The sequence below is a fragment of the Curtobacterium flaccumfaciens genome (assembly GCF_018598405.1).
Taxonomy (GTDB): Bacteria; Actinomycetota; Actinomycetes; order Actinomycetales; family Microbacteriaceae; genus Curtobacterium; species Curtobacterium aurantiacum.
This window is the reverse complement of the sequence record NZ_JAHEWS010000004.1, coordinates 122,537-141,773: the sequence shown is the minus strand read 5'-3', so window position 1 is coordinate 141,773 and position 19,237 is coordinate 122,537. Positions and strand designations below refer to the sequence as shown.

General features: G+C 70.1%; 17 protein-coding genes and 1 tRNA gene. 8 read left to right on the top strand and 10 right to left on the bottom strand.

The features are described 5' to 3' along the window. Positions 1-83: 83 nt before the first annotated feature. The 7 genes from pknB to KK097_RS04140 form a co-directional block, all read right to left on the bottom strand. Positions 84-1,901, bottom strand: coding sequence for a Stk1 family PASTA domain-containing Ser/Thr kinase (pknB, locus tag KK097_RS04170; protein WP_307858372.1), 1,818 nt, complete (start codon positions 1,899-1,901; stop codon positions 84-86). Positions 1,902-2,015: 114 nt separating this feature from the next. Next, a complete protein-coding gene (locus KK097_RS04165) occupies positions 2,016-3,797 on the bottom strand; it encodes a protein kinase domain-containing protein (RefSeq protein ID WP_214543803.1) in 1,782 nt (593 codons plus the stop codon). Beyond that, a complete protein-coding gene (locus tag KK097_RS04160; protein ID WP_214543802.1) occupies positions 3,794-5,248 on the bottom strand; it encodes a peptidoglycan D,D-transpeptidase FtsI family protein in 1,455 nt (484 codons plus the stop codon). Before KK097_RS04160 ends, KK097_RS04165 begins: the two co-directional genes overlap by 4 nt. Next, positions 5,245-6,690 carry an FtsW/RodA/SpoVE family cell cycle protein gene (locus tag KK097_RS04155; protein WP_214529241.1) on the bottom strand — a complete coding sequence of 482 codons (1,446 nt, stop codon included), beginning with the start codon at positions 6,688-6,690 and terminating at the stop codon, positions 5,245-5,247. The genes KK097_RS04160 and KK097_RS04155 overlap by 4 nt, the downstream gene beginning before the upstream one ends. After that, positions 6,687-8,045, bottom strand: coding sequence for a Stp1/IreP family PP2C-type Ser/Thr phosphatase (locus KK097_RS04150; protein ID WP_214543801.1), 1,359 nt, complete (start codon positions 8,043-8,045; stop codon positions 6,687-6,689). Before KK097_RS04150 ends, KK097_RS04155 begins: the two co-directional genes overlap by 4 nt. A gap of 6 nt (positions 8,046-8,051) precedes the next feature. Then, positions 8,052-8,603 carry an FHA domain-containing protein FhaB/FipA gene (locus KK097_RS04145; RefSeq protein ID WP_214543800.1) on the bottom strand — a complete coding sequence of 184 codons (552 nt, stop codon included), beginning with the start codon at positions 8,601-8,603 and terminating at the stop codon, positions 8,052-8,054. Next, positions 8,600-9,280 carry an FHA domain-containing protein gene (locus KK097_RS04140; protein WP_214529238.1) on the bottom strand — a complete coding sequence of 227 codons (681 nt, stop codon included), beginning with the start codon at positions 9,278-9,280 and terminating at the stop codon, positions 8,600-8,602. Before KK097_RS04140 ends, KK097_RS04145 begins: the two co-directional genes overlap by 4 nt. An 86-nt stretch (positions 9,281-9,366) precedes the next feature. On the opposite strand from KK097_RS04140, the gene KK097_RS04135 reads away from it, so the two are divergent. Beyond that, positions 9,367-9,453, top strand: a tRNA-Leu gene (locus KK097_RS04135). A gap of 78 nt (positions 9,454-9,531) precedes the next feature. Here KK097_RS04135 and KK097_RS04130 read toward each other — a convergent pair. Then, the gene (locus tag KK097_RS04130; RefSeq protein ID WP_214543799.1) at positions 9,532-10,011 is read right to left on the bottom strand and encodes a hypothetical protein; all 480 of its coding nucleotides are present in this window, start codon (positions 10,009-10,011) and stop codon (positions 9,532-9,534) included. Between the two features lie 92 nt (positions 10,012-10,103). Here KK097_RS04130 and KK097_RS04125 point away from each other — a divergent pair, with 92 nt between their 5' ends. Both KK097_RS04125 and KK097_RS04120 read left to right on the top strand, forming a co-directional pair. Next, the gene (locus tag KK097_RS04125) at positions 10,104-10,784 is read left to right on the top strand and encodes an NUDIX domain-containing protein (RefSeq protein ID WP_214543798.1); all 681 of its coding nucleotides are present in this window, start codon (positions 10,104-10,106) and stop codon (positions 10,782-10,784) included. A gap of 36 nt (positions 10,785-10,820) precedes the next feature. Further along, positions 10,821-10,982 carry a hypothetical protein gene (locus KK097_RS04120; protein ID WP_198657199.1) on the top strand — a complete coding sequence of 54 codons (162 nt, stop codon included), beginning with the start codon at positions 10,821-10,823 and terminating at the stop codon, positions 10,980-10,982. A gap of 81 nt (positions 10,983-11,063) precedes the next feature. On the opposite strand, the gene KK097_RS04115 is transcribed toward KK097_RS04120, so the two are convergent. Both KK097_RS04115 and KK097_RS04110 read right to left on the bottom strand, forming a co-directional pair. After that, the gene (locus KK097_RS04115) at positions 11,064-12,353 is read right to left on the bottom strand and encodes an ABC transporter permease family protein (RefSeq protein ID WP_214543797.1); all 1,290 of its coding nucleotides are present in this window, start codon (positions 12,351-12,353) and stop codon (positions 11,064-11,066) included. Beyond that, on the bottom strand, positions 12,350-13,066 hold the full coding sequence (locus KK097_RS04110; RefSeq protein WP_250896424.1) for an ABC transporter ATP-binding protein: 717 nt from the start codon (positions 13,064-13,066) through the stop codon (positions 12,350-12,352). Before KK097_RS04110 ends, KK097_RS04115 begins: the two co-directional genes overlap by 4 nt. An 86-nt stretch (positions 13,067-13,152) precedes the next feature. On the opposite strand from KK097_RS04110, the gene KK097_RS04105 reads away from it, so the two are divergent. The 5 genes from KK097_RS04105 to KK097_RS04090 all read left to right on the top strand — a co-directional run bounded on the left by KK097_RS04105 (position 13,153) and on the right by KK097_RS04090 (position 19,182). Continuing rightward, entirely contained in the window at positions 13,153-15,720 is a 2,568-nt protein-coding gene (locus KK097_RS04105; protein ID WP_214543795.1) for a carboxylate--amine ligase/circularly permuted type 2 ATP-grasp protein, read from the top strand. Positions 15,721-15,778: 58 nt separating this feature from the next. Further along, positions 15,779-16,687, top strand: a complete 909-nt coding sequence (locus tag KK097_RS04100) for a GNAT family N-acetyltransferase (protein WP_214543794.1) — start codon at positions 15,779-15,781, stop codon at positions 16,685-16,687. A gap of 490 nt (positions 16,688-17,177) precedes the next feature. Beyond that, positions 17,178-17,306: a hypothetical protein gene (locus KK097_RS18335; protein ID WP_284730977.1), complete on the top strand. Its 129-nt coding sequence runs from the start codon at positions 17,178-17,180 to the stop codon at positions 17,304-17,306. A 128-nt stretch (positions 17,307-17,434) separates the two neighbouring features. Then, positions 17,435-17,878, top strand: a complete 444-nt coding sequence (locus KK097_RS04095) for a hypothetical protein (protein WP_214543793.1) — start codon at positions 17,435-17,437, stop codon at positions 17,876-17,878. A gap of 587 nt (positions 17,879-18,465) precedes the next feature. Further along, positions 18,466-19,182 carry a GntR family transcriptional regulator gene (locus KK097_RS04090; RefSeq protein WP_017887786.1) on the top strand — a complete coding sequence of 239 codons (717 nt, stop codon included), beginning with the start codon at positions 18,466-18,468 and terminating at the stop codon, positions 19,180-19,182. Positions 19,183-19,237: the final 55 nt, after the last annotated feature.

The window sequence follows — 19,237 nt, the reverse complement described above, 5'->3', positions numbered from 1 at the left end:
CGGCGTCTCGCGGTGCGGACAGGGCGCTGGACTGGAGGCCCGCCACGCGTCCGTCAGGACGGAACCGTCAGGACGTGGTCGGCTCAGCGGCCGTCGTCACCCTCGTCGTCGCCGCTGTCCTTGCCGCCGTTGTCGCCACCGCTGTCGTTGTTCGAGGTCGGTGCCTTCGACGGGGCCGCGGAGCGCGCGCAGTAGGTGAGTGTGACGGCGCTGCCCTGTGCGACGTCGCCTGCCGGGGTGTCCTGCTGGGTGACGAGCCCGCCGGTGCACGAGTACGACGGCGCCGGGTTCACGGTGAGGCCGAGCTGCTCCACGGTGGCCTTCGCCGCCGAGTACTGCTGCTGCGTGACGTCGGGCAGCTGCACCTTGCCGTTGGAGATCGTGAGGTTGATCACGATGCCCTTGGTGTGCAGGGACGCCGCCGCGGGGTCGGAGCTCAGCACCGTGCCCTCGGGGACGTCGGCCGAGTAGTCGCTCGAGATCGCGCCGAGCCGGAAGCCGGCGTCGTCGAGAGCCTGTTGCGCCGCAGCCTGCGTCTGCCCCTGGAGTTCGGGGACGGGGACGCGCTCCGGGCCGAGGGAGACGACCACGTTGACGCTCTGGTTGCGCCCGACGTTCACGCCGGAGCCGGGGTCGGTGCGGATGACGGTGCCCTTGTCGACGCTGTCGGAGTTCTCCTCGACCTTGACGGGCTTCAAGTCCTTCTTCTCGAGCGCACCGGCTGCCGCGCTGTAGGTCGACCCCGCGACGTTCGGGACGCTGACGGAGGACGACACCGGCGGCTTGCCCGGCTGCAGGTTCGCGACGAAGAACACCACGGCGACGATGACGGCGACGGTCAGCAGGATGCCGACCCAGATCCACGCGACCGGCGGGCGGTTCTGCGTGCGCTGCGGTCGGTGCTCGGCGGTGTCGTCGTCGAGCTCGCGGAAGGCCGAGGCGGCGTTGGTCGTCGTGCGGGGGTCGACCCCGAACAGCACGGTCGAGGCGTCGTTCGCGGCGTTCTGCTGCTGCTTCTTGGTCGACGCGGGGACTCGTCCGGCCGCGGCCTGCTGCAGGTCGGTGCGGAACTCGGCGGCGTTCTGGAACCGGCGCGTGCGGTCCTTGACCAGTGCGTGGAGTGTCACGGCGTCGAGGGCCGGTGACACGTCGGGCGAGATCGTCGACGGCGCGACGGGCTGCTCGCTGACGTGCTGGTAGGCGACCGCCACCGGGGTGTCCCCGAGGAACGGTGCGCGGCCGGTCAGGAGCTCGAAGAGCACGACGCCGGTCGAGTAGAGGTCGGTGCGGGCGTCGACGGTCTCGCCGCGCGCCTGCTCCGGCGAGAAGTACGACGCGGTGCCGAGGATCGACGTGGTCTGCGCAACCGTGGCAGAGGTGTCGGTGATGGCCCGGGCGATGCCGAAGTCCATGACCTTGACCTGGCCACTGTGCGTGACCATGACGTTGGCGGGCTTGATGTCGCGGTGGACGACGCCGGCCCGGTGCGAGTACTCGAGCGCGGTGAGGATGCCCTCGGTGATGCGGACGGCTTCATCAGGTGCCACTGCACCCTCGGCGATGATGTCGGAGAGCGGACGGCCCTCGACGTACTCCATCACGATGAAGGGGACCTGCACCTCGGCGCCCGAGGGCTCGGACACCGTCTCTTCGCCGGCGTCGTACACACGCACGACGGTCGGGTGCGCCATGCGCGCGGCCGCCTGGGCTTCCTGCCGGAAGCGGGTGCGGAAGGCCGGGTCGTTGGCGAGGCTCGGCTTGAGCAACTTCACCGCGACCTTGCGGCCGAGGCGGGTGTCGTTGCCGAGGTGCACGGTCGCCATGCCGCCTCGACCGATCACGTCACCGATCTCGTAGCGATTCGCGAGGAGCGTGATCCCCGCGGTCACACCTTCTGGCACGTACTCCTCCGTCTGTTCGTCCGGCTAGTGTACGGCAGCACCACCTGGTGAGACGCTGGTCGAGGAGGGGTCGACCGAACCGTTACCGAACAGTGTCGAGTCCCCGTCCGGGGGTCAGTCCATCGGGCCACCCTGGCTCGGGTTCGTGCCCTCGCTGGGGTCGATTCCCTCGTCAGGGTTCGTCGGCTGTTCCTCCGTGGGCTCGGTCCACTCGACCTGGGCGCCCGGTGAAGAGGCGGAGACGACCGATGCGTCGGACTGCGGCGACTTGCAGGTCACCTTGTAGGACAGGGTCACCTTGCCGTACTGGGCACCCGCGACGGTCACGGCGGTGCCCGAGGTGGAGCCGGAGCTGCTGCCGTTCGAGGGGACCGTGCCGTTGTCGATCGTGTAGGTGTAGCTCACGTCCGAGTAGCCAGCGGGGCAGCTCGTGTACGCGGGCCAGCTGAAGGTCACACGACCGGACTCGCTGACGGTGCCGCCGGTCGCACGCGCGGGAGCCGGTGCGGTCAGGACGTCACCGAAGGCCTTGATGCTGACGAGCGTCCCGGGTGCGAGGCTGCCCTCGGGGCTGAGCGACTCGACGGTACCCACCTGGTCGGACGACGTCGCGTTCGACCCGGGGACGACCTCGGCCTGCAGCCCCTGGCCGCGGAGCTGGTTCGCGACCTGCTCGGCGTTCTGCCCCTGGTAGTCGGCTGCCGAGACCGTGACGCGGGTCTCGGTCGGCTCGGGGGTCGGCGTCGGCGTGGGCGTCCGGCTCGGCTTCGGCGTGCTCGAGGACTTCGTCGGTTCCGGCTCCGGGTCGTTGGCGTTCAGGGCGTAGGCCCCGATGCCACCCGCGATGGCGAGCAGGACGACGATGCCGACGAGCCACCAGATCCAGGCGCGCTTCTTCTTCGGTTCCTCGGGCTCGTCGGTGACGGGCGAGCGGGGGGTCCCGGGTACGCCGGCCATCGCTCCGGCCTGGGTACCGATGAGGGCGGTCGCGGCGTCGTTCCCCTGACCCTGCGGCGGGTTGAAGGCAACGGTGCCGTTCTGCGCGATCGCCGGGACGGCCACGGTGGCTGCGGCGACGTCACCACGACGGAGTGCCTGTGCGGCACGCGCGAGGTTGGCGGCGGTGGCCGGACGGTCGGCGGGCTTCTTCGCGATGCACGAGATCACCAGTGCCGAGACCGGCTCGGGGATGTCCCCGGGCAGCGGCGGCGGCTGCTCGTTGATGTGCGCCATCGCGATCGCGACCTGCGACTCACCGGTGAACGGACGACGGCCTGCGAGGGCCTCGTACGCGACGATGCCGAGCGAGTAGATGTCGGTCGACGGCGAGGCGGGGTGACCGCTCGCCTGCTCGGGCGACAGGTACTGCACCGTGCCCATCACCTGACCGGTCGCGGTGAGCGGGACCTGGTCGGCGATGCGGGCGATGCCGAAGTCGGTGATCTTGACGCGGCCGTCCGGCGTGATGAGCAGGTTGCCGGGCTTGATGTCGCGGTGCACCAGGCCGACCGCGTGTGCGGCCTGCAGGGCGTTCGCGGTCTGCGCGACGATGTCGAGCACCTTGTCGACCGGGAGCGTGTGCTCGCGTTCGATCATGGTCGACAGGGCCTCGCCGGGGACGAGCTCCATCACGAGGTAGGCGCTGCCGTCCTCCTCGCCGTAGTCGAAGACGTTGGCGATGCCCTCGTGGTTGACGAGCGCAGCGTGCCGGGCCTCGGCGCGGAAGCGCTCGAGGAAGCCGGGGTCACCGAGGTACTCGTCCTTGAGGATCTTGAGTGCGACGGTTCGGCCGATGACGAGGTCGGTTGCCTGCCACACTTCTCCCATGCCGCCGATGGCGACCCGGGAGGAGAGCTGGTACCGCCCACCGAAGGTGAGTCCGCTGGTGGGTCTCATTTGTTCAGCACCGCCTCCATGACTTTCTTCGCGACCGGGGCCGCGACCGTGTTGCCCACTCCGGACTGCCCGAGCCCGCCGCCGTTCCCGACGACGACCGCCACGGCGACCTCCGGGTCCTTCGCCGGGGCGAACCCCGTGAACCAGAGCGTGTAGGGATCGCCGGTACCTGCTTCGGCCGTGCCGGTCTTGCCGGCGACGTCCACACCGTCGATCTTGGCATTGGTGCCGGTCCCCGCGCTCACGACGCTCTGCATGGCCTCGGTGAGGTCAGCGGACTCGGAGGACGACAGCGGATCACTGTACTGCCTCGGGGAGAACGACTCGACGGTCTTCAGGTCGCTCGTGGTGATCGAGTCGACGAGCGACGGCTGCATGACCTTGCCGCCGTTCGCGATGCCGGCGGACACCATGGCCATCTGCAGCGGGGAGACCCGGACGCTGGCCTGGCCGAAGGCGCTCAGCATGAGCTGGGCCGTCGAGTCGACGTCGGGGTACTGGCTGGCGGTCGCGGCCATCGGGACCTCGATGGCGTCGCCGAAGCCGTACTTGTCGGCCATGCTCTTGATCGCGTCGTACCCGAGCTTCTGACCGAGTTCCGCGAAGGGGATGTTGCACGAGTACTGGATGGCCGTGCGCAGCTTGACCTTGTCGCCGCCGCCGCACGTGCCGCCCTCGGCGTTGTTGATGTACGAGGTCGTGCCCGGCAGCTGCAGCCGCGACGGGTTCGGGAACGTGGAGTCGAGGTTGTACTTGCCGCCCTCGAGTGCCGCCGAGGCCACCACGAGCTTGAACACCGACCCGGGTGTGTACAGGTCGCCGCCGATCGCCCGGTTCTGCAGCGGAGCGGTCTCGGCGCCGAGCAGGGCGTCGTACTGCCGCTTGACCTCGGCCGTGTCGTGCGAGGTGAGCGCGTTCGGGTCGTAGCTCGGCTTCGACACCATCGCGAGGATCTTGCCGGTCTTCGGCTGGATCGCGACGACGGCACCGCTGTTCGTGCCGAGGGCGTCGTACGCCGCCTGCTGCACGTCCGGGTCGATGGTCAGGTTGACGTTGTCGCCCTGGACGTCCTGGCCCGTGAGGATCGAGTTGAGGTTCTGGAAGAACGAGGCGTCCGAGTTGCCGGACAGCACGGTGTTCTCCGCGCTCTCGATGCCGGTGTTGCCCTGTCCGATCGTGAAGTACCCGGTGACGGCGGAGTACAGGTCACCGTTGGTGTACTTCCGCTGGTACTGGTACTGGTCGTCCACGGGGGTCGACTCGGCGATCGGGCTGCCGTCCACGAGGATCGCGCCACGCTTGGTCGAGTAACTGTCCAGGATGGTTCGGGAGTTCCGGGAGTCGGCGCGCAACGAGTCCGCCGAGAAGAACTGGATCGAGGTCGTCGACACGAACAGTGCGACGAACATGAGCACGATGACGGTCGAGACACCGCGGAGCTGTCGGTTCATCGACGACGCTCCTTCCTGGTCGCGCGCGCGGACCGCCCGCTCGCGGCGGGGAGCGCACCCTGCTGGACGCGCTGTTCGGCGGGGATCGAGTCGGTCAGGCGCAGCAGCATCGCGGCGATGATCCAGTTGGCGATGAGCGAGGAACCACCTGCGGCCATGAACGGCGTCGTCAGGCCGGTCACCGGGATGATCCGGGTGATGCCACCGACGACGACGAACACCTGCAGGGCGATGATGAAGCCGAAGCCCACGCCGAGCAGCTTGCCGAAGTCGTCCTGCGCCATGAACCCCACACGGATGCCGCGTGACGCGAACATGATGAAGAGCGCGAGGATCGCGAAGACGCCGATCAACCCGAGCTCTTCGCCCAGCGAGGCGATGATGTAGTCGGCGTTGGCGACGGGCGTGATGTACGGGCGGCCCTGGCCGAGCCCGGTGCCGGTGATCCCGCCGTTCGCGAAGCCGAAGAGGCCCTGGACGAGCTGGTAGCTCGCCTGCGTCTCACGGCTGAAGACCTCTTGGTTGAACGGGTCGAGCCACTGCTCGAACCGGCCGTGCACGTACTCGAGGACGCTCTGCGCGACGAGGGCACCACCGATGAACAGCGCGAGGCCGATCGCGACCCAGCTGATGCGCGCGGTGGCGACGTAGATCATCACGAGGAACAGGCCGAAGTACAGCAACGCGGTGCCGAGGTCGCGCTGGAACACGAGGACGGCCATCGCCGCGCCCCACATCACGAGGATCGGGCCGAGGTCGCGGGCACGTGGGAACGTCATGCCGAGGAACTTCTTGCCGACGATCGACAGCGAGTCGCGGGCGGTGACGAGGTACCCGGCGAAGAACAACGCCATGGTGATCTTCGCGAGCTCGCCGGGCTGGAACGAGAACGGCCCGATCTTGATCCACACGCGGGCGCCGCCGATGTTGTTCCCGATGACGGGCAGCATCGGCAGGAGCAGCAGGACGATCGTCAGCGCCATGAAGATGTAGCGGTACCGCTGCAGGAACCGGTGGTTCCGCACGGCGACGAGGGTGATGATCGCGAGGACCATCGCGAGCATCGTCCAGACGATCTGCTTCACGCCGATGGCGTCCCAGCCGGACAGCCCGTTGTGCACGTCGATCCGGTAGATCTCGGCGATGCCGATGCCGTTCAGCACGAGTGCGATCGGCAGGACGAACGGGTCGGCGTTCTTCGCGACGACCCGCAGCACCACGTGCATGACGAGCGCGAGGCCGAGGATGCCGCCGCCGACCCAGAGCACCGACTGGTCGAACAGCCGGCCCTTCGTGCCGAGCTGCACGAGCACCATCGCGCCGGCGCAGATGCCGCACGCGATGACGAGCAGGAACAGCTCGAGGTTCCGCGCGCGGGCGGGCTCACGGAGCTTGATCGTGATCGCCTGGGTGAAGGACTGGGCGGCCGTGGCGGTGCTCATCGCGAGCTCCGCGTCGGGCTCGGTGACGGCGTGGACGAGCGGGTCGGCGAGGGCGACGGTGACGAGCCGTCGTCGCCGTCCCCACCGGTGCCGGCTTGGTCCTCGCCGGTCGCTGCGGCCTTGCGGAGGCGGTCGACGATGTCGCGGGCGTCGGAGAGCGACTGCGCGTTGATCGTCGACCGGACGTTCTCGCGGGTGTAGTCCGGCAACGACGAGACCGTGATGTCGGTGTCCTCGTACACGTCGGACAGCGCCAACGGCCCGATCGACTGCTGCACGCCCTTGTAGATCGCGACGGTGCCGCGGTCGGTGCCGACGTAGTAGTGGTCCTGCGTGATCCGCCAGCCGACGAACACCGCGCCGATGAGCACGGCGACGGCCGCGACGAGCGCCACGGTCCAGGACACCCGGCGCCGGATGCGGCGTCGGCGGTCCTCGGCGATGAGCTCCGCGAAGAACTGGTCGGACTCGGGCTCGAAGTGCGAGTCCTCCGGAGCGGTGGTGACCTTGAGCGGGTGCAGCAGGATCGTGGGGAGGCGGATCGGCTTGCGGCCGGTCGACGCCTCGAAGGTCAGGGGTGCCGCGGCGGACCCGACGGTGGTGGCCGCGTCGTCGTCGTCGTCGACCTCGGCGTCGGTGACGTCCATGACCACGACGGTGACGTTGTCGGGGGCGCCGTGGTCGAGCGTCTCCTTCACCAGGCGCTGCGTGACCTGGTTGGCGTCCATGGTCGACGCCAGTGCGTGCCGGATCCGCTCTTCGGCCAGGTACGAGGACAGGCCGTCGGAGCACAGCAGCCAGCGGTCGCCCGGCTGGATGTCCATGATCGCGGTGTCGACCTCGGGTGCCGCGTCGACGTCGCCGAGCACCCGCATGAGCACGGAGCGGCGCGGGTGGACAGCGGCTTCTTCCGGGGTGATCCGGCCGCTGTCGACGAGTCGCTGGACGAACGTGTGGTCGGACGTGATCTGCTGCAGCTCGCCGTCGCGGTGCCGGTAGATGCGGGAGTCACCGATGTGCGCGATCGCGATCTGGTCGCCCACGCGGATCATGGCGGACACCGTGGTGCCCATGCCGGTGAGTTCCTGGTGCTCGAACACGGTCTCGGTGATGAGCTGGTTCGCCGCGATGAGCGCCGACTGCAGCGCGAACTCGGCGTCGTGCGCCGAGGGGAACTCGCGGTCGACCTCGCGGATGCGCCGGATCGCGATCGCCGAGGCGACGTCGCCGCCGGCGTGCCCGCCCATGCCGTCCGCCACCGCGAACAGGTGCGCCCCGGCGTAGCCGGAGTCCTGGTTGTTCGCGCGGATGCGCCCCACGTGGGACACAGCGGCGCTCAGCGTGCGAGCGGTCATGCCGGGTTACCGCCGCAGCTCGAACGTCGTCGTCCCGATCGTGATCGGCGTGCCTGCCGCCACGAGGACGGGAGCGCTCACCTTCTGACCGTTGACGAAGGTGCCGTTCGTGGACTCGAGGTCGGTGAGGAGCCAGCCGTCGGCACGGAGGTCGAGGCGGGCGTGGTTGGTCGAGGTGTAGTCGTCACGGATCACGACGTTCGATTCGCTCGAACGCCCGATCGTGATCGGGCCGCCGCCCAGCGGCATCTCCATGCCTTCGCGCGCGCCCTCGGTGATGACGAGGCGGGCGGCGACCGGCGAGGCGGACTGCTGCGTGCCTTCCGGCCGTTCGATCAGGTCCGTGAACGCACCGCTCGAGGCGGGGCCGGGGGCCGCCGCCGCAGGGGCGGTGGGGGTGCTCGGCCCGGACGGGGCCGACTTGGGATCGGTCGGGATCGTACGCACGCGCTGGCCGAACAGATCGCTGCGCAGGGCGAACACGATCACGAAGACGAACAGCCAGAGCACCGCGAGGAACGCGAAGCGCAGGACGAGCAGGGTCAGGCCTGTTGTCATCGAGCACCTCCGTCGTTCTCCGGGATCACCCGGAACACCATACGGGTACGACCGATCTCGATGGTGGAGTCCGGCTCAACGATCGCCTGCTGGAAGTGCTGACCGTTCAGCTTCGAGCCGTTCGTGGAGCCGAGATCGGTGGCCTGTGCGTGCTTGCCGTCCCACAGGACCTCGACGTGCTTCCGGCTCGTCCCGGTGTCCGCGATGGTGATGTCCGCGTCGCTGCCGCGCCCGATCACCGTGCGTCCGCGGTGCAGACGGTGGCGCTGGGAGCCGATGTCGAGCACCGGGATCCACGCGACGTCGCGCTGCACGGTGGTGGAGTCGATCTGCAGGATGCCCGTCGAGAGCGTGCCGTCCTGCTGGAGCCGGATGGTGACCGGGCCGGAGAACGAGTAGTTCTGCGCCACGGCGTGTTGGTGCACCATCTGGGTCAGTTCGTCGATGAGCGGACGGCCGACGTCGTTCATGCGGGTGAAGTCCGGCGGCGCGAGGTGCACGGTGAACTCGTTCGGCACGAGGATGCGCTCGCGGGAGACCACTGCGGCCTTCGTGTCGAGCTCGCGCCGGAGGGCGCTCGAGATCTCGACGGGCTGCACCCCGGAGCGGAAGGTCTTCGCGAACGCACCGTTGACGGCGCGTTCCAACCCTCGCTCGAAGTTGTCCAGCAGGCCCATGCGTCTCCCGTGTCGTCGGTCGTCAACCACTGCATGGTAGTGGTTGGCGTTGACACCCGTCTGTGCGTGGTAGTGTTTCGGGGCTGGCGCGAGTGGCGGAATTGGTAGACGCGCACGGTTCAGGTCCGTGTGCTGGAAACGGCGTGGGGGTTCAAGTCCCCCCTCGCGCACCAGGCGAAGAACAGGAACGGCCCCGGAGCAATCCGGGGCCGTTTCCTGTTTCCGGGGGTCGATCCGGGAACGCTCGCGGATCAGGACCGATCCGGCTCCGTCGTGTGGTCGGCATCCGGCCTGGAGGCACGGCTCGGCCCCGACACGCCGGTTCCGCGGATCCCGTGGCCGGTTCGTGCCGCGTCCGTCGCCGCGAAGAACGGGCGCGCCGTGGGCAGGAAGAGCAGGACCGCGGCGACGACCGACAGCGCGATCGTCAGGACCGCGAGCTCGCCCCCGGTGAGGCTGAGGACCGCGCGGAAGGCCGCGACGACCACGAGCACGATGCGCGCGACCCGGGAACCCGCCGCCATCCGGAACACCGCCCAGGCCACCAGGGCCCAGAGCACCAGGGCCACGATCCCGGCGAGGACCGGCGCCCGTCCGGTCATGGCGTTCGTCGCGGAGAACTGGAGCACCGTGGACGCGACGCAGGCGGCCACCCACACCAGCCACAGCACGAAGGACACGGTGACCACCTGCGGTCGGTCCGGTCGTCGGGGGATGAAGGTCCTGGTCATGCTGCACCGTCCTCTGCCGCTCCCTGGTGCGGCACCTCGAGCGTACCGACCGGGGCAGCGCGGGGCCGTGGTGCCCCGCTAGCGTGACCGGGGTGACCGACGAACCCACGACCGTTCCCCGCCCCGGTGTCGACGTGCCCGATGACCGTGGGCGGACCGGGCTCGACGCCGTCGGCCGCGATCTCGACCGCAACCCGGACGTGGTCGTGCGGGACGTCGAGGTGGTGTCGAACGGCTGGCACGTGCTCCGGCGCACGACCCTCGACGTCCGGCGCCGTGACGGTCGGTGGGACCGGCAGCAGCGCGAGACCTACGACCGGGGCAACGGTGCGACCGTGCTGCCGTACGACGCCGAGCGCGGCACGGTGCTGCTGACCCGGCAGTTCCGGTGGCCCGCGTACGTGAACGGGCACCCGGACGGCATGTTGATCGAGGCGGCGGCGGGACTGCTCGACGAGGACGACCCCGAGACCGCCGTCCGCCGCGAGGCCGTCGAGGAACTCGGCATCCGGCTCGGCGCCCTGGACCGCCTGGGCGACGTCTTCATGAGCCCGGGGTCGGTCACCGAACGGGTCCACTTCTACGTCGGCGCGTACACGCCGGCGGACCGGGTCGAGGCCGGCGGTGGTGTGGAGGACGAGGGCGAGGACATCGAGGTGCTCGAGGTCGCGCTCGACGACGCGCTCGCGATGGTCGCGGACGGCCGGATCGCCGACGGCAAGACGATCATGCTGCTGCAGTGGGTGGCGCTCCGGCGCGCAGCCGCTCGCTGAACGGGGGTGGGTACCGGTCCGCGTACCGTCCGGACCATGACTGATTCGACGACACCGGACGGATCCAGCGATCCCACCGAGACCCAGCAGCAGTACACCGAGGACCTCCCGGACGGCTCGTCCACGGGCGACGCGACGGAGGACCCGCAGCAGGACAGCGACGTCGACTCGGGCGGCGAGCCCGCCGACCCGCAGTAGCGGCGACTGACGACGGACGGGAGGCGCGGTGCCAGATGGCAACGCGCCTCCCGTCCGTCGTTCCGCCGGTCCGGAGACGGGTCAGGTCCCGGTGTCGACCAGCAGCCGGCCGAGCGAACGTCGGCGGGCCTGGAGCACCGGGTTGACCGTCGCGACGAGCATGATCACGAAGCCGATGGCCATCACGAACGGCAGTGGCCTGAGCGGTTCGGTCCAGCTGGAGAGGGCCGTCGGGACGGTCGCGAGCGCGACGGGCAGCGCGATGAGCACGGCGGTCACCACCATGGCGAAGGCCTCGAGGACCGCGCTCACCACGGCCGTTCGGAACGTGCCACCGGCGACGACGAGGAGCGCGACATCGCGGCGGCGGCCCATGGTCGTCATCACCACCGTGGCGGCGCCGGTGAAGAGGATGATCAGCACCGGCGACCCGAAGATCGCGAGTCCGGCCAGGTAGTACGAGGGTGAGTCCCAGACGCCGGCCAGGCCGGTGAGCGATCCGAGCATCAGCGCCACGGCGAGCAGGGCGATCGCCGAGTGGCTGCGGGCGACGTGGTGGGTCAACGACTCGCGGGCGAGGAACCAGGAGGCGGGTGCCTCGGGCAGCGCAGTTGTCCACCAGGCCACGAGCGTGCGGCAGAGCCACGGTGCCACCGTGACGACGAAACCCATCGCCGGCACGAGGAACATCATCGTGACGCCCTGCGCGCCGAGCAGGTTGAGGACGTACATCGACACGGTCGTCACCCCGAGCACGACCGCCGTGGTCTTCCGTCCGAGGCCAGTTCTGGTCACCTCGAGTTCCGGCTCACGGACGGCGAACAGTGCGGGCGTCCGGGAGGCCGCCCGTGCAGCACCGAGTGCGCTGAGGAGCACGGTGAGCTCGAAGACGGCGAAGGCGACGAGGCCCTCCACCAGACCGAGGCGCGGCTCCAGGGCGGGGGCATCGACGCTCCGCAGCGGCGCGGAGAGGAACGCCATGAGCTGTTGCAGGACGACCGGGATCACCAGGAGTGCCGTCCCGAACGCGGCGAGGGACAGGGCGGCGGCCTGGGTGAGAACCACCCGACCGATCAGTGCGGGCCCGATGCCGCCGAACTGCCAGAGCGCGTGGGTACGCCGCTGGACCCGGATGGTGAAGGTCACCAGCACGTTGAGCGCACCGACCACGACGATCGAGTTGATCCCGCCGAACACCAGCGCGTGGTTCCGGAGGCCAGCGGCGTCGACCGGGTCGGTCAGGACCGCAGCGGTGGAGACGTCGCCGGCGCAGACGAGGGCGACCACCGCGGCGAGGACCATGATCACGAAAGCGGAGGCCCACAGGCGCCAGGCCCGGACGACCTCGACGAGGACGAGCCGGGCGATCACCGTGACACCGCCTCGAGCACGTCGTCCACCGTCGGTGACACGAGTTCGCGGTGCAACCTGCCGTCGCGGAGCACGAGCACCCGGTCGCCACGGGCCGCTGCTTCGAGGTCGTGCGTGACCATCACCACCGAGCGTGACCCAGTGGCCGCGCTCTGCAGCAGGTCGAGCACCCGCGCGCCGGACTCGGAGTCGAGGGCACCCGTCGGTTCGTCGGCGAACACCACATCGGGCGCCGTGACCACCGTGCGGGCGATCGCCACCCGCTGCTGCTGCCCACCGGAGAGCTGTCCGGGCCGTCGTCGGGCGACCTCGGACAGTCCGACGGCGGCGAGGGCCTGGCGGACGACCGCGCGGTCGACCGACCCCGATGCCAGGCGGAGTGGGAGTGCGACGTTGTCGAAGGCGGTGAGCGCGGGGATGAGGTTGTACGACTGGAAGACGAACCCGAGGTGGTCGCGGCGGAACCGGGCGAGTGCGTCGCCGCGGAGCGTCGAGAGGTCGGTGCCGTCGACGCGGACCGATCCGGAGGTGGGGGAGTCCAGCCCGGAGAGGCACTGCAGCAGCGTGGACTTCCCCGAGCCGCTGGGCCCCACGACCGTCACGAACTCGCCGCGCGGGATGGTGAGGGTGACATCGTCGAGGACCGTGACGTCGTGTCCGCCAGGACCGCGGAACCGGCGCGTCAATGCGGTCGTGCTGATGAGAGCATTCATCCATTCAATATATGACATATGTTACGAGCGTGGGTCGGGCGGAGCGGCGGTGGACGCACGACATGTCGCACGCGTAGGTTCCAGCCATGAGTGCAGAGCTGACGCTCGGCGCCGAGGAAGAGCTGCACCTCATCGACCTCGAGTCCGGACGACTTTCCGCGAAGGCCCCGCGCCTTCTGCCCAAGCTGCCCACCGACCGCTTCGGCGCCGAGCTGCAGCGCACGACGATCGAGACGAACACCCCGGTGGTGCGGACCCTCGACGACCTCCGGCGGGTGATCGTCGACCTGCGCAGTGAGCTCAGCGCCGCGATCGCCCCGGCCGGGGTCACCATCGCCGCCGTCGGCACCGCGCCGCGGTCGGAGTACGCCGACTTCGAGCTGAGCTCCGGCGGACGGTACGGCCGCATGCAGGAGCAGTACCGGATGCTCGTTGACGAACAGCTCATCTGCGGTCTGCAGGTGCACGTCGGGGTGAGCGAGCGCGACCTGGCGGTGCTGATCGCCCAGCGGGTGGCGCCCGTGCTCCCGTCGCTGCTCGCACTGAGTGCATCGAGTCCGTTCTGGAACGGGCAGGACACCGGGTACGCGTCGTTCCGCAGCATCATCTGGCAGCGGTGGCCGTCGGCCGGCAGCTTCGGTCCGGTCGCGGACGCCGCCGAGTACGACCGGGTGCTCGACGACCTGATCGCCTCCGGGGTGATCGCCGACAAGAAGATGGCCTACTTCGACGTGCGGCCGTCGTCGCACGCGCCGACGCTCGAACTGCGGGTCTGCGACGCCACACCAGTGGTGGACGACGCCGTGCTCATCGCCGGACTCTTCCGCGCCGCGGTGCGCAGGGCCGAGAAGTCGGTCGAATCCGGCGCCGAGTGGCACCCGCGCAGCGAACCCCTGCACCGTGCGGCGATGTGGCAGGCGGCCCGTTCGGGGCTCAGCGGTGAGCTGGTCGGCCTCGGGCAGCACCCCGAACGCCTGCCCGCCGAGGTCGCGGTGCGCCAGCTCGTCTCCCGCCTGCGCCCGGAACTCGAGGAGCTCGGCGACTGGGGCACGGTGACGGAGCTGCTGGAGGACACCCTGGCGCGCGGCAACTCGACCGACCGGCAGCGCACCGCCTACGCCGAGCGCGGGGAGCTCGACGACGTCGTCGCCCTGGTGGTCGAGGACACCGCGGGGCTCCCGTCCGGCCGCGACGAGGACCCGGTGGCCCCGATCCCGGGGTACCGCGTCCGTGCCGGTGACGAGGCGGTCGGGCCGGGAGCCCGCCCACGCCCCGCGTTCCGTGCGCTCGCGACCTTCTTCAGCGGCTGGGACGCCCAGACCGCGATCGAGCGCTGCGCCGCCCGCGACGTCTGGACCCGTGAGCACCACGTCGGCTTCGTGGTGGACGGTGGTGCGCAGGAGTTCGGATGCGACCTGGTGCCCCGGACGATCAGCGCGTACGAGTGGTCGCAGCTCGAGCGGGGCCTCGGCCAGCGCGCCCGTGCGATCGAACTGTTCCTGCGTGACGCCTACGGCGACCGGCGGATCGTGGCCGACGGGGTGCTGGACGCCGACCACTTCGTCGGCGCGAAGGGCTGGGACCCGGACGCCACCCGACTGCCTGCGACGGCGGTCCGTGCGCCGGTGCTCGGGTTCGACCTGGTGCGCAACGAGTTCGGCGGCTGGCGGGTGCTCGAGGACAACGTCCGCTCGCCCTCGGGCGTCGCGTACGGCATCGCCCTGCGCGAGCTGATGGACGACGTCGTGCCGGACGCCCCGCGGCCGGCGCACCTGCGCGACCCGCACGGCGTGACCGACCGGCTGTGCCAGACCCTCTGCGAGAACACCTCCGCGGTGACGGGCGCGACCGATCCCGTGATCGCACTGGTCAGCGACGGCCCCGCCGCCGGCGCGTGGTTCGAGCACCGCAGGCTGGCCGACGGGGCCGGGCTGCGCCTCCTGTCCGGGTCGGACCTGGACGTCCGTGACGGACGCGTGGTCGACGCGACGACGGGCGACGTGCTCGACGGGCTGTACCTGCGGATCGACCGTGACGTCAGCGCCCTGACCGCCGAGCACGCTCCAGATCTGGGTGCCCGGATCCTCGACGTGGCGGAGGCGGGACGGGTCTACCTGGCGAACGCGCCGGGCAACGCGCTGGTCGACGACAAGGCGATGTACGTCACCGTGCCGGACCTGATCTGGTACTACCTGGACGAGAAACCCCTGTTGGCATCCGTGCCGACGTACCGCACCAGCATCGAGGTCGAACGGCTGTCGGTCCTGGACCGCGTCGGGGAACTCGTCACGAAGCCGGTCGACGGCGAGGGCGGCCGCGGGGTCCTGATCGGACCGAGCGCGAGTGCCCCTGAGGTGGCCGAGCGACGGCGCGAGATCGCCGCGGACCCCGCCGGGTGGGTGGGGCAGGAGGTGGTGCAGCTGTCCTCGCACCCGACGATCGGACCGGCCGGGCTGGACCCGCGGCACGTGGACCTGCGGGCCTTCGTCTACGCGACCGGGACCGGGCCGGACGACGTGCACCTGGCCGACGTGGCGCTGACACGCGTCGCGCCCGAGGGCAGCATGGTCGTCAACTCGTCGCAGGGTGGTGGCGTGAAGGACACGTGGATCGTGGGGACCGCTGGGGCCGGAGGCGACGGCGTGGGGCGGTGAGTGCCCTGCTGGAGCGACCACGCGCCGGCGGCGCTCGCCGCGGGCGGAGAATGGTGGGATGACGACGACTGCGACCGCGCTGCCCCGACCCGGAGAGGTCCTCGTGGCCGAGGCATCGGACGTCGAGCAGGTCGTGCACCGTGCCACGAACCAATACGCCTCCGGGGTCGTCGCGGACACCACCGGGTGGGCGGACGGCGATCGTCGGCGGATCGAGGACCTCGGGTTCCGCGGCGGCGACGCCCGTGGCGAAGCGCTCCGGACGCTCGACCTGACCATCGCCGACGACGGCACCCCGACACGGGTGCTCGATGCGCCCGCGATGGCCGCGCTGAACAGCCACCACGCGCGGTTCGCCGAGCGGCGCGGTGAGGTCGTCCGGTACCAGACCGACGTGTCGGTGTGGACGGGGATCCCCGCGCAGCCCACGCCGCAGGACTGGGAGGACGTCCGGGCGCTGCTCGGGTCGGGCGGGATGCTCGGCGTCGGTGCGGCTGCCGTCCTGCCCGAGGGGTGGGAACTCGTCGAGGGTGCCGGCGGCGTGCAGCTGACCGGTGAGGCGATCGAGGGTGTGCCGGATCCCGAGACGATCGTGCTGACGCCCGACGACGTGCCGGAGATGACCGCCCTGGTGGAGCGGACGAAGCCGGGGCCGTTCCTGCCGCGGACGATCGAGCTCGGCACGTACCTGGGCATCCGGCGGGACGGACGGCTCGTGGCGATGGCGGGGGAGCGGTTGCACCCGCCGGGGTGGACCGAGATCAGCGCGGTGTGCACGGACGAGGCGTACCGGGGGCAGGGGTTCGGGCGTCGGTTGGTGCTCGCCGTCGCGCACGGGATCCGGGAGCGTGGCGAGACCCCGCTGATGCACGCGGCCGCCGGGAACACCGGGGCGATCGGTCTGTACCAGCACCTGGGGTTCCGGCTGCGGGACCGTGGGGCGCCGCGGTTCGTGCGGGTGCCGTGAGCGGCGTCCGGGCCTCGGCAGTCGGGATCGAACGGCCGCAGTCCCCGTTTCACTGAGCTATCGGTCACCGGTCACAACGCGGAGCGGTCATGAGTGGGGCATGCTCGACTCATGACGTTCTCCTGGTGGATCTGGTCTGCCTTTGTGCTCGTCGGGCTCATCGGAGCGGGACTGCTCTTCCGTTCGGTTGTGGTGACGGTCCGCGAGTACGGGTTCGGACGAGGTCAAATGACCAGGCGACCGGGGGCGCCCTGGTTCTGGACGGGGCTCGCGACGCTGATCATCGCGGGGTTCCTCGTTATCGGCTGGGCCTTCATGCTCGACGTGTGACTCCGCAGGATGGCGAGTCTCGGCCGCGTCTCGACGACCGCCTTGCGTTCGGAGCTCCGGCGGAGCGCGCAGCAGTTCACCCGCGCCCGCTGACCGATCCTCTACCGGGCGGCGTGCCCGGTTGGAACGACCGCCGCGCTCGCCCTATAGCCTCTCTGGCGTGAGCATCTCCGACTTCGACGTCGAGCCCAGAACCGGGTCGCGCTTTGGGGCGGTCGTGCTCGGAATCGCGAGCGCAATCGTCTCAGGAACATTCGCTGAAGATCAACGAGTCAAGAGCGTCCGCTAGCCGATCCGCTACCGGGCGATGTACGAGGCGGTCTTCTCGGTGTGGGTGCATCCGCTCTGCCTGTTCAATTGCGCAGCACGGTGATCCACGTGGCGTTCGCCCTGGTTGGTGTCTGCCATGATCACCCCATGTCCACGACCCCGACCACCGATGCCCGGCATGGCGGCACACGCCGACTCCGCCCGGTGTCGATCGACGGGCCTCGTCTGGCCGGATGGACCACGATGTTCGTGGTCGTGCAGGCCGTCGCATCGGCGTGGCAGGTCTCGGCGACACAGCCCGGCGTCGCAGACCGCGAGTTCGACTTCCAGTCGCATCCGACCTGGTGGATCGTCGCGATCAACGTCGCGGCCGCGGCGGTCGGATGGCAGCTGTCTCGACGGATCGATCCGTCCGGAAGGTTCGACCCGCAGGCCGTCCTGGCGTGGGCCGTTCGCGTGATGTCCGTGCTGACGGTGTTGGTCGTCATCGCCTTGCCCGCCCAGATGGTGTGGGTGGTGTGGGCAGTGCACCACGGTGTGCTCGATCCGATCACATTGCCCAACGTCGTGCGGACCGTTCGACAGTTCTGATCGTCAGAGACGAGAAGCACGAGCATGGCGCGAGCCAGATCGCCGCGGCGGCTGCGGACCCCTGGGCTTGCCGACTGGTGACCGATGGGCAAGCGGGCACTCAGGAGCTGATGCGACGTTGCCACTCGCGGCGTCGATGTCCGTGGTCCTCAAACCCCGATGCGTCGACGCGGCTGAGTCGGGTTGAACCGGACGCAACTCGATCGGCCTCAGTCGACCCGAATGCGGACAACCCACCCGACGATCGTCCCCTCGTGCGGGATCCGCGGAGCCAATGCTCGCGCCGCATGCTGCATCGCAGAGCCTGGGATCGGTTCTTGCCCTCCCGCAAAAAAGCCCGGTGAACGGGCGCTGAACGTTCCACGGTTTCGCGCTCCTCCTCGGGGTGCTTAGCAGTGGGAGCCGCGCGACAGCGCGGCGGAGGTCGCGAGCAAGCAGGTCAAGGGACTGAAGGGCTGTGTCGCCCCGAGTAAGTTCGTCGTGGGCCTGGTCGTGCGAGTCGATCGCAGGAGGGGGCCCGGCGATGGCGCAGCCTGGCCCGGGGCCCTCGCACCGAGCCCGAGTCGTGGATTCTCTAGGATCGACCCATGTCCACGACCATGCCCGGCTTCGGGACGGAGCGCATCACGCAGCTCGGCCTGCGCGACCGCGTCTACGACCGGGTGCTCGAGGTCCTGATGGGCCACGACGTCGAACCGGGCATGCGACTGTCGATCGACGGCCTGGCCCGCTCCCTCGGAGTGTCCCCGACCCCGGTGCGCGAAGCCCTGGTGCAACTCGAACGCACCGGCCTCGTCACCCGTGAAGCGAACAAGGGGTACCGGGTCTCCCCGCCCCTGGCCGGCGACCAGCTCGAGGCCCTGTTCGACGCCCGGCTCATCGTCGAGAGCGGCGCCGTCGAGCTCGCTGCCCGCGGCGACGTCGACGGCCTGCGCGAGCGACTGGCGGCAGCGCTCGACGAGCAGGCCGCGGTTGCCGCCGAGGTCGCGTCCGTCGGTGCTGCGCACGCTCCGGAAGAGCTGATGGCCCGCTTCTTCCGCAGCGACTGGCAGTTCCACCAGCTGATCTTCGACGCGACACGGAACCCGTTCCTCGAGGAGATGTCCGAGATCATCACGACGCGCGTGCACCGCATGCGGCAGATCGTCGAGGGTGGCGGGGACGACACGGATCGTGCGGTCCAGGAGCACCGGGCCATCCTGGAGGCGCTGGCTGCGGACCCGACGTCGGCCGTCGCCGCGATGCGGCTCCACATCGACGCCGTCCGGTTGCGTTCGCGCGCGGACGCCTCCCACACGAGCTGAGGCGAAGGGGTTGCGTTCCGGCGTCGTGCGAGTATCTTTCCTATAGGAAAGAGGT